We start from the raw sequence: 16,014 nt of genomic DNA on the forward strand, positions 1-16,014 counted from the left end.
GCTTCGCCGCGGGCTCCACACGGAGCCACAAGAGGGCCGGACACAGACGCTTACTAGACTCGGTTGGCTGCTCGAACCGCCCGTCTGCGCTCAGGAGTCGTCGATGTCCACCCACCGCCCGCCGTTGGCGGGACTGGCCGCCGCGGCCGGTGCCGATACCTCGCTACGGACCGTCGCGGAGCTGATCGGCACCTCGTCGGTCGAGTTGGTGGCGCCCTCGGCGGTACGGCCGTTCGTCGCCGCGACCATCGCGGCGAGCAAACCGCTGGTGGTGGTCACCGCGACGGGACGCGAGGCCGACGATCTGACCCTCGAGCTGGAGGAGATGCTCGGTCCGGCGGTCGCGCAGTTCCCGTCCTGGGAGACGCTGCCGCACGAGCGGCTCTCGCCCGGTGCGGACACCGTGGGCCGCAGGTTGGAGGTGTTGCGCCGGATCGCGCATCCGGACGATCCGCATTTCCCCGCGCCGCTGCGGGTGGTGGTGACCACGGTGCGGTCGCTGATGCAGCCGATGGCGGGCGGGCTCGGCGATATCGAGCCGGTCGTGCTGCGCGTCGGCGTCGAGCTCGACTTCGAGGAATTGCTCACGCGGCTGGTGGAATTCGCCTACACGCGGGTCGACATGGTGGGCAAGCGCGGCGAGTTCGCGGTGCGCGGCGGCATCCTGGACGTCTTCCCGCCCACCGCGGACCATCCGGTGCGCGTGGAGTTCTGGGGCGACGAGATCACCGAGCTGCGGCCGTTCGCCGTCGCCGACCAGCGCTCGCTGCCGGATGTCACGGTGGACGTGGTCGTCGCGCCGCCGTGCCGCGAACTGCTGCTCACCGACGCCGTTCGCGAGCGCGCCGCCGAGGTGGCCGTCGCCAATGCGGCCGACGCGGCGCTGGTGGAGATGCTGGAGAAACTGGCGGGCGGCGTGCCGGTGGACGGCATGGAGGCGTTGCTGCCGGTGCTGCAACCCGGGGACCTGCGCTTGCTCACCGAAGTGCTGCCCGAGGGCACGCACGTGCTGCTGTGCGATCCGGAGAAGATCCGCACCCGCGCGGCTGACCTGGTGCGCACCGGCGAGGAATTCCTGGAGGCATCCTGGACGGCGGCATCGTTCGGCGGCGCCGCCCCGCTCGGCGGGCACGGCCTCGATCTCGCCGCTTCGGCCTACCGCCCGCTGCCGGAGATCCATGCCAGCGCCGACCAGGAGGGCCTGCCGTGGTGGACGCTGAGCCCGCTCGCGTCCGGCGACTCGTCCGAGGTGGTGCTGCCGGTGCTGCCCGGCCCGGCCGCGCGCGGGTCCGACGAGCTGGTGGCGACCCTATTCGCCTCGTTGCGCGCACATGTGTCCACCGGCGGCAAGGCGGTTGTGGTCGTCGCGGGCCACGGTACGGCGCAGCGCATTCTGGAACGGCTGGCCGACGCCGATGTCCCCGCCGCCGCGCTGGAGACGGGCGCGGAGCCGAACGAAGGCGTGGTCGGCGTGCTGTGCGGTTCGCTGCACGACGGCCTGGTGTTCGAGAACGCCGGGTTGGTGGTCGTCGCCGAGTCCGACCTCACCGGCAACCGGGTCACCGCGCCGACCGAAGCCAAGCGGATGCCCGCCAAACGCCGCAACCAGGTCGACCCGCTCGCGCTGAGCGCGGGCGACATGGTGGTGCACGACCAGCACGGCATCGGCAAGTTCGTCGAGATGATCGAGCGCACGGTCGGCGGCGCCCGCCGCGAGTACCTGGTGATCGAGTACGCGCCGAGCAAGCGCGGCCAGCCCGGCGACCGGTTGTTCGTCCCGATGGAATCCCTCGACCAGCTATCCCGCTATGTCGGCGGTGAGATGCCGAGCCTGTCCAAGCTCGGCGGTTCCGACTGGGCCAATACGAAACGGAAGGCGCGCAAGGCCGTTCGCGAGATCGCGGGCGAGCTGGTGCAGCTGTATGCCGCGCGGCAGGCCGCGCCAGGCCACGCGTTCGGGGCGGACACACCGTGGCAGCAGGAGATGGAGGACGCGTTCGCGTTCACCGAGACCGTCGACCAGATGACCGCCATCGCCGAGGTGAAGGCGGACATGGAGAAGCCGGTCCCGATGGACCGGGTGGTCTGCGGCGACGTCGGCTACGGCAAGACCGAGATCGCCGTGCGCGCGGCGTTCAAGGCGGTGCAGGACGGCAAACAGGTCGTCGTGCTGGTGCCGACCACGCTGCTGGCGCAGCAGCATTTGCAGACCTTCACCGAGCGGGTGGCGGGCTTCCCGATCACCGTGAAGGGCCTGTCCCGCTTCACCGATCCCGCCGAGGCCCGCGCCGTGCTGGAGGGAATGGCCGATGGCGGCGTCGACATCGTGGTTGGCACCCACCGGCTGTTGCAGACCGGTGTGCGCTGGAAGGACCTCGGCCTCGTGGTGGTCGACGAGGAGCAGCGGTTCGGCGTCGAGCACAAGGAGCACATCAAGGCGCTGCGCACCCACGTCGACGTGCTGACCATGTCGGCCACCCCGATTCCGCGCACCCTGGAGATGAGCCTGGCCGGCATTCGCGAGATGTCGACCATCCTCACGCCGCCGGAGGAACGTCATCCGGTGCTGACGTACGTCGGCGGTTACAACGACAAGCAGGTCACCGCGGCCATCCGCCGCGAGCTGCTGCGCGACGGCCAGGTGTTCTACGTGCACAACCGGGTGTCGTCGATCGACAAGGCGGCCAAGCGGATCCGCGATCTGGTGCCCGAGGCGCGAGTGGTCGTCGCGCACGGCCAGATGAACGAGGACGCGCTGGAGTCCACCGTGCAGGGCTTCTGGCAGCGCGAATACGACGTGCTGGTGTGCACCACGATCATCGAGACCGGCCTGGACATCTCCAACGCCAACACACTGATCGTGGAACGCGCCGACGCGCTGGGACTTTCGCAGCTGCACCAGCTGCGCGGCCGGGTCGGACGCAGCCGGGAGCGCGGGTACGCGTACTTCCTGTACCCGCCGGAGAAGCCGCTCACCGAGACCGCCTACGACCGCCTGGCCACCATCTCGCAGAACTCCGACTTGGGCGCCGGCATGGCGGTCGCGATGAAGGACCTGGAGATCCGCGGCGCGGGCAACGTGCTCGGCGCCGAACAGTCCGGCCATGTCGCCGGCGTCGGCTTCGATCTCTACGTCCGCCTGGTGGGCGAGGCGGTCGAGGCATACCGTGCCGCCGCCGACGGCAAGCCGATCACCACCGAGGAAGTCAAGGAGGTGCGTATCGACCTGCCCGTCGACGCGCACATCCCGCCCGACTACATCGCCAGCGATCGGCTCCGCCTGGAGGCGTACCGCAAGCTGGCTTCGGCTCAGGACGATCCGGCCTTGGCGCTGGTCGTGGAGGAGCTCGTCGACCGCTACGGCCCGCTGCCCGTGGAGGTCGGGCGCTTGGTCTCGGTGGCCAAGCTGCGGCTGCTCGCCCGCGAATACGAGGTCACCGAAATCGCGGTCACCGGGACGACATTGAAGATCTCGCCGCTGCATCTACCCGATTCCAAGCAGCTGCGTCTCAAGCGGCTCTACCCGAGCGCCGGGTACCGCGCCGCCTCCGGGGTGGTGCAGCTGCCGCTGCCGCGCGTGCAGGACAGCGTCGGCGCCGAACGGGTCCGCGACGTCGTGCTGCTCCAGTTCGTCGCGGATCTGCTCCTGGCCTTGGACGGAAAGGCGCAGGGCGCGGTCGACCTCACTGTGGCCGCCGAGTTGGCGCCCCGATGAGCTCGGCGGATCGCGGCGAATCCGTGCACGGGACGCCGTCCAACGGTGTGGATCGTCCCGCGCCTGGCAGCGAGCCGACTCCGCGCACCGACACGGCGGTGGTCGCGGCCGGCCTGGCCGGTGCCGTCGAAGTCATGGACCGTCTCTGGCATTTCGGCGGCTGGGAGGTCACCCAGACCCACGACTCCCTGCGCCCGTACCTGCTCGAGGAGACCTACGAACTGCTCGACGCCATCCAGCACGACGACGCCGAGACGATCAAGGAAGAACTCGGCGACATCCTGCTCCAGGTCCTCTTCCATTCCCGGATCGCCCAGGCCGCAGGCGAATTCACCGTCGACGACGTCGCCGCCGCCCTGGTCGCCAAACTGGTCAACCGCAGCCCGCACCTCGCCGACTCCGCGATCGATCCCGCCGCCTCGGTAGCGGAGAAGATCGCCGCCCAGGAACGCGCCTGGGAAGAACGCAAATCCGCCGAAAAATCCCGCCGCTCCTGTCTGGACGGCATAGCCATGGCCCAACCCGCCCTGGCACTGGCCGAAAAGATCATCTCCCGCGCCACCAAAGCGGGCCTCCCACCCGACCTCGTCCCCGAATCCCTCCGCGTCGTCCACCTCGGCGGCCCCGAGAGCGCCGAGGAACGCCTCCGCAAGGCCACGCTCGCTTTCGCCGCCGCCATCCGCGCGGCGGAGGATGACGCAGAAAAGGCTCGCGGCGAACGCCTTCCGCTTGCACCCGACGAGTGGCGCTCGTTTTGGCAGTAATCGCGGCTACTGCGGAGACGTCGGTTCGCTACGTTGTCGCCCTTGTCCCTTCGTGGTTCGGGCAAGTCCTGGAGGTCGCTGAACCCCTGTCCGCCTGATCATCACATGACCAGCCTTGTCGATGAGCGTGCCGTCCGGGGAATCCCATGAAAATGCTCCAAGGACGCTGACGTCGTGCCACTCTGGTTGCGCTCGTTCCTATGAACGGGGCACATAACGACAGGGGGCTCGAAATGACAGATGAAGGTGGCTCAACTCTGCCCAGGCGTCAGCTGGGCTGGCATCTCCGCGACGGCCGCAGTGAACTCGGCCTGACTCTGGAGCAGGTCGCGACGATGATGCAGTGGAGCAAGAGCAAGCTCGCTCGCATCGAAAAGGCGGAGGGCAACGGAACTCTGCGCGAAGTAGACATCCGGGAATTGTGCCGGTTCCTCGGATTCGATGACGACATGACAACCGCTATGGTCGGATTGGCTCGGCAATCGGACGCGAAGTGCTGGTGGCACACGTTCGACGATGTCATCCGGAAGAGTTTCAACATGTATGTCGGTCTGGAATCTTCCGCTACTTCGCTCACCATGTTTCGGCCGGATCTGATCCCAGGAATTCTCCAGACCGCCGACTACGCGCGGGCGCTCGATCGAATCTACTTTCCCGGAGAATCGGCCGACGAGCTCGATCGACGAGTGCAGCTTCGGATCAAGCGCCAAAACATCATCTTGCGTCGTCACCATCCGGTTTCCGTCGATATCGTTTTGCACGAGTCTGCATTGCGGTCGGTCGTCGGTGGGCCGAAGACGATGGCTGTGCAGCTTCGACACATAGCGGACGTGAGTACGCGCCCGAATGTCACCATTCGAGTCCTCCCCTTCAGCGCAGGGTTTCCGCTCGGGTTGTACGTGGGGCCGTACGTAATCCTGGACTTCGGCCGGGACAACAAGGGGAAGGAGGTTGCGCCTCGAATCGTGTTCCTGGAGGGCTATACCGGCGACATGTACCTTGAACGTGAGCAAGACACACAGATGTATCAGACGGCGTCTACAGCGATCCAGCGCGCATCGTTGGATACTGTGGCAAGCAGGAACCTGTTGCGGCAGGTAGCAAAGGGGTTTGCGGCGTGAACATCGATCTATCTACCGCCAAGTGGTTCAAGAGTCCTTACAGCGCTGGAGGTTCGGAGTGCGTCGAGGTTGCATTCCTCGATAGCGGCGTTGTCGGCGTTCGCGACTCGAAGAACCCGGCTGGCCCGGCGCTGGTCTTCGCTCCTGCTGAATGGGATGCATTTACCGCCGGGATGGTCGAGGGCGAGTTCGATCGGTTGTGAGCGCGGTATCAGCAACCGGAGCGGGTAGGCCGACTCGGCCTGCACTGAGCAGACACCGTGCGGGCCTTCCGGTATTCGATGTTCAAATCGACCGGAAGACCCGCGCCGAGGGAAACTCGCTCAGATGTTGACGCCGTAATCGCGGGCGATACCCGCGAGACCCGACGCGTACCCCTGGCCGATGGCCCGGAATTTCCATTCGTTGTTGTGCCGGTACAGCTCGCCGAAGATCATTGCCGTTTCGGTGGAAGCGTCTTCGGTGAGGTCGTAGCGGGCTAGTTCCACGCCGGTGCCGGCGTCGACTACGCGGATGAAGGCGTTGCGGATCTGGCCGAAGGACTGGCCGCGAGCGTCGGCGTCGTGGATGGAGACCGGGAAGAAGATATTCGTGATGGTGGGCGGCGTGGCGGTGAGGTCGACGTTGATAACCTCGTCGTCGCCCTCGCCGGCGCCGGTCAGGTTGTCGCCGGTGTGCTCGATGGACCCCTCAGGCGAACGGAGGTTGTTGTAGAAGATGAAGTGCTGGTCGGATAGCACTTTCAGGCTCGGCCCGCACGCGAGCGCGCTGGCATCGAGGTCGTAGTCGGCGCCGGTCGTGGTACGGACGTCCCAGCCCAGACCCACCGACACCTTCGTGAGATTCGCGGCCTGCTTGGACAGCGAAACATTGCCGCCTTTGGCCAAAGTGACGCTCATGATCCCCTTCCGCGCGGCACGGCCGGTGCCGCCTTTCTTTCTTGCTACCCGGAAACCTCGGGCCGTTCAGTTCTTGTCGTCCACCCAGGATTGCAACGTGCTCACCCGGCCTTTCAGCGCGCGCAGCTCGCTCTCGTCGTCGAGCACCGAGCGCTGGATGCCCTGCACGACCGCGAAGGCCGATTGACGGTGGTCGTCGATCACGTCGACGTCGATGCGTACGGCCACATAGTCATCGGCGTCGGGCATGCCCTCCGCGACCACGTGTGCGGTGCCGCGCGCGCACATCGCCACGTTGCCGCCGCCGAGGATCAGCAGCGCCACTTCGGGGCGCTCGCGCAGCCGGGCCAGCGACCCGCGGTCGAATTTGAGGCTGATGAGTATTTGCCGATCGCCCGCTCGCACCGGCCAGGACACCGGAATCGCGTGCGGCGCAGGGTCGGTGGTCACCAGCACGCCGATCGTCTCCAGGGGCCATTCCGGGAGCACGTCCAGCTCGGGATGATCTGCCGAGTTGTGTTGACGTTGGGCGGGGCTCGCTCCGGCTGCCATCTTCGTCACCTCATGCATAGTCGAGCGCGGCGGGCTGTACCGCGCTTGCTAGCAGTCTAAAGGGCTGGGCCCGTTGTTCGCTGGCGCTGAGCCCTTTGTCCGGACCGCTCTCAGGCGACTATCAGGCCCGCTCGGGGACGGCCAGACCGAGACCGATGCGGGTGGCGGCCGCATGTCCTCGACACGGCCGGCAGTGCGGTGATCACAGCATGCGGCGTGGTTTGCTCAGCGCCTTGGCGCGGCGCACCGACACCCGCGACCACACCGCCTGCTGTACGGCCAAGGTCGCCCAGCCCGCCAGCGCCATCCCGGACAAGTTCACCACGAGTTGCAGTGTGCTGCCCCAGATCGCCGATCCGACACCGAAGGCGGCGCCGAGCGCGATGTTGCCCGCGGCGGGCACCGTGGTCACCGAGATGAAGACACCGGCCATCCCACCCGCCTTGGCCGAAGTCAACGCGAGCACTCCGGCGGCGGCAGCGACGACGGCGACGATGAACGACCATTTGTCGGGGGAGTAGATGAAGGCGGTCCCCGGGCGCGGACCGGTCACGTCGTCCACGGTGATCCAGCCCAGTGCGCGCCCGATGAGGGCGAGTACGAAGGTGGCGGCGATGGCGGCCGTGAAGCCGAGCAGCAGCGTGCGCACAGCGAGGCCGAACAACACGAATCGGCGGCGCACCAAGGCGACACCCAGCGCCGCGATGGCTCCGAATTCCGGACCGAGGACCATCGCCCCGATGACCAGAATCTGCGAATCCAGCACGATCGCGATCGCGGCGATCACCGTGGCGAAGGTCATGAAGCTGAGATAGGTCCAGTTCAGCTCGGTTTCCTCATACGAGCGCTGCGCGACATCGGCCCAGATGACGGCGTCCGCACTGCTGCCAGGTGTGCGCACCTCGGCATCGAATCCACTGCGCGACAGCCAGGTACGCACCGGCTGGATCTCGATGCTGCCCGCATGATGCAGCCCGATCGCGCGCAACCGCTGGACGACGTCGTTCCCCGCCTCCCGCGCGACGTCGGCCAGCACCACGTCACCGCTGGGCCGGAGGGAGGCGCCGCGCATCACCGCGAGGCCACTGACGGCATCCTCATGTTCGAGGATCCGAATCACGTCATCGGTCATCTCGGCCGGGGCCAGCATCCGCAGGTGCAACACCCCCATAGTGTGCCGCGCTCCGCCGTGTATCTCGCTGCGACCCGGCACAACGCTCCAACGGCCACGATGAGGTGACCAGGCAAGCCCTGTTGCGCGCCGCACGCGACGAATTCGCAGTAGGGGCTGGCCGGTGCCGGGGCCGACCGCATTCGGGCCGTGGACGAGCATGCTGCGGCGCTATGACCTGGTGCCCGGCATCGCGCCGCAGACCCCGCTCGGCACGTAACGTGCTGCGTCACCTGTGCGTGGGCCCTTGCCCGGGCTGCTCTCAACCGGTGGTCAGGCCCTGGCGACGGTCAGGCCGAAACCAACGCGGGGATGTCGAGCGTGGCGGCCCACTGCTGCGCCATGTGCTTGACCCGGACCTCCGTCGACGCGTCGTGGCGCGCGTGCTCGCCGACCTGGGTGGCGCCGCGTGCGATGAGCTTCTCGGCGATGATCTCGCCGCCTCGGTTGAAGGTGTCGCCGTACACGGTGTCGCCGAGACCGAAGACGGCGAACCGCAGGCCGGTCAGTTCCGGCGCATGGCGGTCGAGCGCGTCGGCGAAGGGTTCGGCGCCGGTCGGCAGATCACCGTCGCCGTAGGTCGAGCACACGATGACGTGGAAGTCGCGCACGTCCAGGTCCTCGATGTCGAAGTCCGTCATGTCGTGCACCGAGACGTCGTGCGCTCCGGAGAGCTCGGCGGCGATGCTGTCCGCGGCGGACTCCGCGGTCCCCATCTCGGTTCCGAACAAAATGACGACGCGCACCAGCGCCCCCTCTCCATTTGATTGGTGAGGCTATCCTAATTCGCTAGCGCGTGGTTCGCTACCGCTTCCGCACGGTCAAGTAGGTGGTCACGATCACCATAAGGGCGAAGGCGATGGCGATGATGACAGCGGCGGTCGGCCAGTCCATGACTCATCCTTTCAGCGGTATCACACTGCCTTCATGGTGTCCCGGAGGCGAGGAGTGCGGAAAGGGTCGAACGTCCCAGCGAAACGCTGGCGAACGGCCGGATCGAGACCGACCGTTCCGATTGACGGAATGTCGTCCGCGATGCATCATTCGTAACGGTGCCCATTGTTTTCTGGGCAAACCACTTCCTGCCGGCCAATGACCGTCCGGCTCGGCGGCTGCCACTCGTGTCCTTCGGCCTCGCCCATGCACGGGTCAGCGCTTCCAACCATGACGCTTCGGCGTCCGGCCGTGAGTGAGGTGAAACGAAATGATCTACCAGTCGTCTGTATACCGGGTGATCAATTCGTACCCGCGCCTCGGCAGCCTTCCCCACTTCTGAATTCACCGCGCCGAGCGCGGAACTCTCGCGTCGATGCCACGGCATCGGCGGATTCACCCCTCGGCGCGGCTCCCCGGATACAAGCGGAAAACCGGTGGATAGACAGATGTGGAGAGAGTCATGGTGGACAGGGGTGTGAACGCGGGGGCGGTAGAAATGGTGACGCGACCGATGGCGGGCAATCTCGCCGTGTCGGCCGCGATGATCGGGGATCTGGGCTATCTGCGCGAGGAATTGGCGGCGGCGGAGGTGCCCTTTCTGCTCGTGCGCGACAGCGGGCACCGACTGGTGCTCGCGGCCGACGCGGCGCACCGCCCGATGGTGCGCCGGGTGACGGCCGCTGCGGTCGCGGCTGGATTCTCCTGTGTGGAGTTGCGGCAGAACGTGTTGCGGCTCGGGCGCGACCATGACCCGGCCCATCACGTCGATCTGGAGCTGTGGGAGTACCAGGGCGACACGGTGACGTGTCCGCGCCCGAACGCGCTCACCCGGATGGTGTTCGACCTCGCCGATGTCGAGCACACGCAGGTGCGGCTGTTCGACCGGACCTGGCCGACCCTGGTGGACATGTTCACGCCGCAGTCCACCGACGTCGATTTCGACATCGACTTGGTGTTCTCCTGGGTGGACGGCTCCGATCCGGAATTCCGCGCTCGTCGCGCCGGAATGCTCGCCCAGGTGGTGGTCGGCGATGGCGATGACGCGGACGCCCGCATCCGGCAGATCGACGAGCTCAGGTACGCGCTGCGGTCGGTGCACAAGAACGCGCCATGGATCCGCAGGATCTTCATCGCCACCGACTCCGCGACGCCGGACTGGCTGTCCGAGCACCCGGAGGTGACGGTGGTGCGGGCGGTGGATCATTTCCGCGACACCACCGGCTTGCCGGTCTTCAATTCACACGCGGTGGAATGCCAGTTGCAGCACATCGAAGGGCTCAGCGAGCACTTCCTGTACTCCAACGACGACATGTTCTTCGCGCGGCCGGTGCGCCCGTCGATGTTCTTCACCCCTGCCGGGGTGAGCCGGTTCATCGAGGCGGACACCAGAATCGGTCCGGGGCGTAACAACGAGCGGCGCAGCGGTTTCGAGAATGCCGCTCGGGTGAACCGGGCGCTGCTCGCCGACCGCTTCGGCCATGTGATCACGCGGCATCTGGAGCACACGCCTGCGCCGCTGCGGCGCAGCGTGCTGCTGGAGATGGAAGAGGAATTCGCCGCCGATTTCGCGCGCACGAGTGCGAGCCGGTTCCGGGCGGCGACCGACATCTCGGTCACCAACTCGCTGTATCACTACTACGCCCTGCTGACGGGTCGGGCGGTGCCGCAGGAATCGGCGAAGATGCGCTACGTCGACACGACGAGCTACACCGGCCTGGCTCTGCTGGACGGGTTGGCGCGCCACCGCGACGTCGACTTCTTCTGCCTCAACGACGGCAGTTTCCCCGAGGTCGCCGAGACCGAGCGGGTCCGGATCGTGTCGGAGTTCCTCGCCGGCTACTTCCCTGAGCCCGCACCGTGGGAGCGGCTCAGCGCACCGCCTCGTCATCCGCTTCCGGAGTCGACGCCTGGCGCCGCATGACGTGCGGGATGCGGGCGGCGGGCGGAATCACGATTCCTTCCTCCGCCAGCCGCTGCTGCGCCTCTTCAGGCGTCGACGGAGCACCGACGGTGCTGCCGCGTTCGATGGGCACCACCGAGTGCACCACGGTGTCCGGGTAGATGTGCACGTAGTTGAAGGCTTGCGCGCCGTCCCGCCCGCGCAGGCCGCCCTGCGCGACGCCGAGATCCTGGCTGTAGCAGGTCGCCGACGCCACCGAGACCGGGATGCCCGCGAAGGTCGCGCTGGTGGAGAAGTGCAGGTGGCCCGCGAGGATGGCGCGCACGTCGCTGCCGTCGAGTACGTCGGCCAGCCTGCGCTGGTCGCGCAGCTCCACGGTGACGGCCAGATCGATGACGCACGGCACCGGCGGATGGTGCATGGCCAGGATGGTGCCGAAGGGGGCGGGTTCGGCCAGCACGTTGCGCAGCCATTCCAGCTGGTCGTCGGAGATCTCGCCGTAGTGGTGGCCGGGTACCGAGGTGTCCAGGGCGATGATACGCAAGCCGTCGATCAGGTGGACCCGGTCCAGCGGGGAGGTGGTGGCGCGCTCGCCGAGCAGCCGGGCGCGCAGCGCGGCGCGGTCGTCGTGGTTGCCCGTAACCCAAACGATAGGCGCCCGCAAATCTCTGGCAAATGGCTCGATGATCGACTTGAGCTTGCTGTATGCGGCGGGTTCACCTCGATCGGTGAGGTCGCCGGTGAACACGATCGCGGTCGGACGGATCCGGCTGGCCGCGGCCTGTTCGAGGAGTTGCCGTAAGCGCTGGTCGGCGTCGACATCGCCGTACAAGGGGGCGTCGTCCGCGATGAGGTGCGTGTCGCTGAAGTGGAACAGCACGTGATCCGGACGCGGGTGCTCCGCGACTCTTGTGATGGGCACCGGACCGAAATCCCTCCTGGCGGTTTGCCCGCCATTGGCTTGGCTCCGTCGCCACAATAGCGTCGGTTACGAACAGGTTTCCCGACGGCTGGTGACGACATGCTTGCGGGAAGGTGAGGGTTCGGTGTCGAACGCAGGGGAAACGGCCGGCGGAGTGGCGTTGGTCACCTTCCGCCGAGGGCGTCCGCGATGCGCAGGGCGTCGACCAGCATCGCGGCGTCGACGGTGAACGGCTCGTTGTGGATCGTTTCGCCCGGGGCGGTCGCCCTGGTCGCGATAGCGGACAGCGTCTCGTGATCGGCGTCGGCCAGACCCAGCGCGGCCAGGGTCGTCGGCAGCCCGACCTCGGCGCAGAAATCGAGGACCGTGTCGATCTCGGACGTGGGCGCGCCTTCGAGCACCAACTGGGTGAGCGTGCCGAAGGCGACCTTCTCGCCGTGCAGGAACGGGTGCGTCCCCGCGGCGGCGGTGAGGCCGTTGTGCACCGCGTGCGCGGCGGCCAGCCCGGACGATTCGAAACCGAGCCCGGACAGCAGCGTGTTGGCCTCGACGACGCGCTCCAGCGCCGGGGTGACGCTGTGGTTGCGGACCGCGGTCAGCGCCTGCGCGCCGTCGGCGAGGAGGGTGCGATAGCAGAGCTCCGCGAGCGCGGTGGCGCTGCGCGTCGAGGCTCCGCCGCGCATGTTGCGCACCTGTGCCGCGCTGCACGTGCGCGCCTCGAACCAGGTGGCCAAAGCGTCACCCATGCCGGCGGCCAGCAGCCGGGCGGGGGCCTGCGCGATGACCGAGGTGTCCACCAGCACCAGCGCGGGATTGCGCCGGACCAGCTGATAGGCCTCGAATTCGCCCGCCTCGGTGTAGATCACCGACAGGGCGCTGCACGGCGCGTCACTGGAAGCGGCGGTGGGGCAGCTGATCATCGGCAGGTCGAGATCGTCGGCGACGGCGCGCGCCGCGTCCAGCACTTTGCCGCCACCCGCGCCCAAAACGACTGTGCTGCCGGATTCTTCGACGGCGTGCGCGATCCTGGCGATCTCCGCCCTGCTGCATTCACCGCCGGACAGATGGATCGAATAGGCGATCTTCGCATCGGTGAGCGACCGCTCCCATGTCGTGGCGAGCAGCCGGAAAGCGCTGCCTCCGGACACGATCAGCACCGGACCGCCGATCCCGAGCCGGGTCATCTCCGCACCGAGCGCCGCCGTGGCGTCCCGCCCCTGCACATAGTGCCCCGGCGAGGAGAACACGCTCAGCATCCGACACCTCCCGATCCCGGACCGCGACGCGCACACCCCTGCAGCCCGACCGACGACTCTTCAACGCTACGCGACCCGCGCCTGCCACCGGCTGTGGTTGACCGAACTCGGCCCCCGGAAGCGCTTCACCCTGGTGCGCCGAACGCGCCCGCACTGACGCCGCGGACCGGGACCGAACGACGCCGATGGACCCCGCCAGGGGTGCGGCGACACGCGCCCCGACGCCACGACCGGCATCCGGTCCTGCACATCGGATGCCCGGCCGGGACCGTCACATCGGCGACCCAGTGCCACAAGCAAGCACGACTGCTCTCTGCACCGGATCGAGAGCCGAACCCGCGTACAGGCCCGATCAGCTCGGCGTGGTGAGGGTTTCCTGCAGCAGGCGCGGGCGCTCGCGTTCCTGCTCGTCGAGCAGGGTGAAGTAGCGGCGGAGCATGAGGATCGCGGTGGTGGCCAGGCCCGCGGTGAGGCCCCACCAGACACCCGAGGCGCCGAGCCCGAGCGGGAACGCGAGCAGCAGGGCGACCGGCAGGCCGACGCCCCAATAGCCGATCAGGGAGAGGCGGAAGCCCGCGTTGGTCGCCTTGAGGCCGCGCAGCAGGCCGGTGCCGATGTTCTGGGCGGCGTCGAAGAACTGCAGCACGATGCCGATCAGCAGCAGTGTGTGCGCGATCCGAATGGTCTCGGCGTCGGAGGAGTCCAGGAAGGGGAGCAGCACCAGATCCGGGGCGAGCACGTACACCGCGCCCGTCACGGCCGCGACCATCGCCGCATGCCGGAGCGCGAGCCAGGCCAGCGCGCGGGCGTGCGTGTGCTCGTCGCGGGCGACGGCATCGCTCACCAGGATCGACGCTCCATGCGATAGGCCGATCGCGACTTGGAACACGATGTAGATGATCTGGTAGACGACGTTGTGCGCGGCCAGCGCCGCAGGCCCGATACTCCCCATGACCAGGGCCAGCACCGAGAACATGCCCGCCTCGGAGCCGTAGGTGAGCGCGATCGGCGTGCCCAGCTTCAGCTCCGCCTTTACCGTCGCCGGTCGCACCGGCAGGGGACTCATCGGCAGGGTGCGGCCGAGCCGGTCGTCGCGCCACACCATCGCCCAGAACACGCCGAAGGTGATCAGGAATACCAGCGATGTGGCGACGCCGATGCCGGTGAGTCCCAGCGCGGGCAGTCCGGCCTTGCCGTGGATGAAGCCGATGGCCAGCAGCAGGTTCAGCGCCACCGATCCGAGCGTCACCAGCAGCAGCGCCTGCGGGCGCTGCATGCCGACGGTGTACTGGCGCAGCACCTGGAACCACAGGCAGGGCAGCAAGCCCGGCGCGAGCGCGACCATCAGCGGACGGGCGTCGGCGAGCACCCCCGGGTCCTGCCCGAGCCAGGGCAGCACCCAGCCGAGCCCGATCAGCACCGCGCCGCCGAGCAGCCCGGCGACCGTGGCGATCAGGAAGCTCGACCGCAGCAGGTCCCGGATCTCCGGATCCGGCGAGTCGCCGCGCTTGCCCGCGGCGCTCACCGCCGTGGCGATCTGATTGCCGCTGGCGGTGATCAACCCGACGCACATGGTGCGGAGCTGGTTGAACAGCACGATCGCCAGGCCGCCCGCGGCCACCTGCCGCACGCCGAGCGTGCCCATCAGCGCGATATTGGTGGTGGACACCGCGATCTGCGCCAGCTGGGTCAGCGCGATGGGCGTCGCGAGCGCGGTCAACCGCCGTCCGTCGCCGTACCTCACCGCGCCTCCACGAGGGCGCTCCGGGCGGCGGGCGTGTAGCGCCGCAGTAGTTCGAGCACCTCGCCTTCGGTATCGGGGCTCATCAGGTCTCGTTCGGTCATCCACTCGTCGTCGAAGACGGTGTCCAGGTACTTTTCGCCGCCGTCGCACACGATGGTGACCACGGTGGATCCGGGCGGGAACTCCTCCAGCCGGGCGAGTGCGGCGTGCACCGAGCCGCCCGCAGATCCCCCGATCATCAAGCCGAGTTCGGCCGCCACCGTGCGGGCGGTCGCGAAGGCATCCACATCGGAGACCTTCACGCCCTCGTCGAGCAGCGAATAGTCGACGGCGGTGCCGATGGTGGCGCCCGGCGGGGTTCCGGTGCCCGACTGCCAGTACGGACCGCCGGGCCCGCCGAAGGCGATCGAACCGACCGGCTCGACGCCGATCACGTACGGGACGCAGCCGAGCTGGCGCAGGCGAGTCGCGGTGCCGAACAGCGAACCGCCGGTGCCCACCGCCGACAGCAGGATGTCGACCCGCTCGACGTCCTCGAGCAGCTCCTCGGCCACCGCGTAGTAGCCGACCGCGTTGGCGTCGTTGTTGTGCTGCTCGGTGAAGTACGCGTCGTCGCGTTCGGCCGCCATCGCCTCGGCGAGATCCTCCCGCGCCGAGGTGGCCAGGTTGTCGTCGCCCTCGTCGGCGACGTACACCAGTTCCGCGCCCATCGCTCGCATCGCCCGCAGTTTGTCCTTACATGCGTGGTGGTCGACCACCGCGGTGAAGCGATACCCACGTTCGGCAGCCACCACCGCCAGGCCGAGCCCGGTGTTCCCGGACGTGGATTCGATGATATGCCCGCCACTGCTCAGCAAACCCCGTCGCTCGGCGTCGAGCACCATTTCGCGCGCCATCCTGATCTTGGCCGCGCCGGTCGGGTTGAACTGCTCGAGTTTCAGCAGTAAGCGGGTGCCCGTCGCGGTGGCCGCGAGCTCGAACAGCGGCGTGCGGCCGATCAGATCCGTCACACGCGTGACGAGCGGCATTTGATT

Annotated in this window: 13 protein-coding genes; 5 read left to right on the forward strand and 8 right to left on the reverse strand. The window is 67.9% G+C overall.

What is annotated here, in order from left to right:
• The first annotated feature begins 103 nt into the window (after positions 1-103).
• The 4 genes from mfd (at position 104) to IU459_RS25405 (ending at position 5,803) form a co-directional block, all read left to right on the forward strand.
• On the forward strand, positions 104-3,715 hold the full coding sequence (mfd, locus tag IU459_RS25390; RefSeq protein WP_195132078.1) for a transcription-repair coupling factor: 3,612 nt from the start codon (positions 104-106) through the stop codon (positions 3,713-3,715).
• A complete protein-coding gene (locus IU459_RS25395; RefSeq protein ID WP_195132079.1) occupies positions 3,712-4,479 on the forward strand; it encodes a MazG family protein in 768 nt (255 codons plus the stop codon). Before mfd ends, IU459_RS25395 begins: the two co-directional genes overlap by 4 nt.
• Before the next feature lie 233 nt (positions 4,480-4,712).
• Entirely contained in the window at positions 4,713-5,600 is an 888-nt protein-coding gene (locus IU459_RS25400) for a helix-turn-helix domain-containing protein (protein ID WP_228838487.1), read from the forward strand.
• On the forward strand, positions 5,597-5,803 hold the full coding sequence (locus IU459_RS25405; RefSeq protein WP_195132081.1) for a DUF397 domain-containing protein: 207 nt from the start codon (positions 5,597-5,599) through the stop codon (positions 5,801-5,803). The genes IU459_RS25400 and IU459_RS25405 overlap by 4 nt, the downstream gene beginning before the upstream one ends.
• 120 nt (positions 5,804-5,923) lie before the next feature.
• On the opposite strand, the gene IU459_RS25410 is transcribed toward IU459_RS25405, so the two are convergent.
• The 4 genes from IU459_RS25410 to IU459_RS25425 all read right to left on the reverse strand — a co-directional run bounded on the left by IU459_RS25410 (position 5,924) and on the right by IU459_RS25425 (position 8,968).
• On the reverse strand, positions 5,924-6,499 hold the full coding sequence (locus tag IU459_RS25410) for a TerD family protein (protein ID WP_195132082.1): 576 nt from the start codon (positions 6,497-6,499) through the stop codon (positions 5,924-5,926).
• A gap of 66 nt (positions 6,500-6,565) precedes the next feature.
• Entirely contained in the window at positions 6,566-7,051 is a 486-nt protein-coding gene (locus IU459_RS25415) for a hypothetical protein (RefSeq protein WP_195132083.1), read from the reverse strand.
• 202 nt (positions 7,052-7,253) lie between these two features.
• Positions 7,254-8,222, reverse strand: coding sequence for a DUF389 domain-containing protein (locus IU459_RS25420; protein WP_228838488.1), 969 nt, complete (start codon positions 8,220-8,222; stop codon positions 7,254-7,256).
• Between the two features lie 290 nt (positions 8,223-8,512).
• A complete protein-coding gene (locus tag IU459_RS25425; protein ID WP_195132084.1) occupies positions 8,513-8,968 on the reverse strand; it encodes a flavodoxin domain-containing protein in 456 nt (151 codons plus the stop codon).
• Between the two features lie 650 nt (positions 8,969-9,618).
• Here IU459_RS25425 and IU459_RS25430 point away from each other — a divergent pair.
• On the forward strand, positions 9,619-11,079 hold the full coding sequence (locus tag IU459_RS25430; protein ID WP_195132085.1) for a stealth family protein: 1,461 nt from the start codon (positions 9,619-9,621) through the stop codon (positions 11,077-11,079).
• Here the strand turns inward: IU459_RS25430 and IU459_RS25435 are convergent.
• The 4 genes from IU459_RS25435 to IU459_RS25450 form a co-directional block, all read right to left on the reverse strand.
• Complete coding sequence (locus IU459_RS25435; RefSeq protein ID WP_195132086.1) at positions 11,027-11,980, reverse strand: phosphodiesterase; 954 nt, start codon at positions 11,978-11,980, stop codon at positions 11,027-11,029. The genes IU459_RS25430 and IU459_RS25435 overlap by 53 nt on opposite strands.
• A 164-nt stretch (positions 11,981-12,144) precedes the next feature.
• Positions 12,145-13,236 (reverse strand): glycerol dehydrogenase, encoded by a 1,092-nt coding sequence (locus tag IU459_RS25440; RefSeq protein WP_195132087.1) that lies wholly within the window; start codon positions 13,234-13,236, stop codon positions 12,145-12,147.
• A 352-nt stretch (positions 13,237-13,588) separates the two neighbouring features.
• Entirely contained in the window at positions 13,589-14,980 is a 1,392-nt protein-coding gene (locus IU459_RS25445; RefSeq protein WP_195132088.1) for an MATE family efflux transporter, read from the reverse strand.
• Positions 14,977-16,008, reverse strand: a complete 1,032-nt coding sequence (locus IU459_RS25450; protein WP_195132089.1) for a PLP-dependent cysteine synthase family protein — start codon at positions 16,006-16,008, stop codon at positions 14,977-14,979. Before IU459_RS25450 ends, IU459_RS25445 begins: the two co-directional genes overlap by 4 nt.
• Positions 16,009-16,014 lie beyond the last annotated feature (6 nt).

The organism is Nocardia amamiensis (assembly GCF_015477605.1).
In the GTDB taxonomy this organism is placed as follows: domain Bacteria; phylum Actinomycetota; class Actinomycetes; order Mycobacteriales; family Mycobacteriaceae; genus Nocardia; species Nocardia amamiensis_A.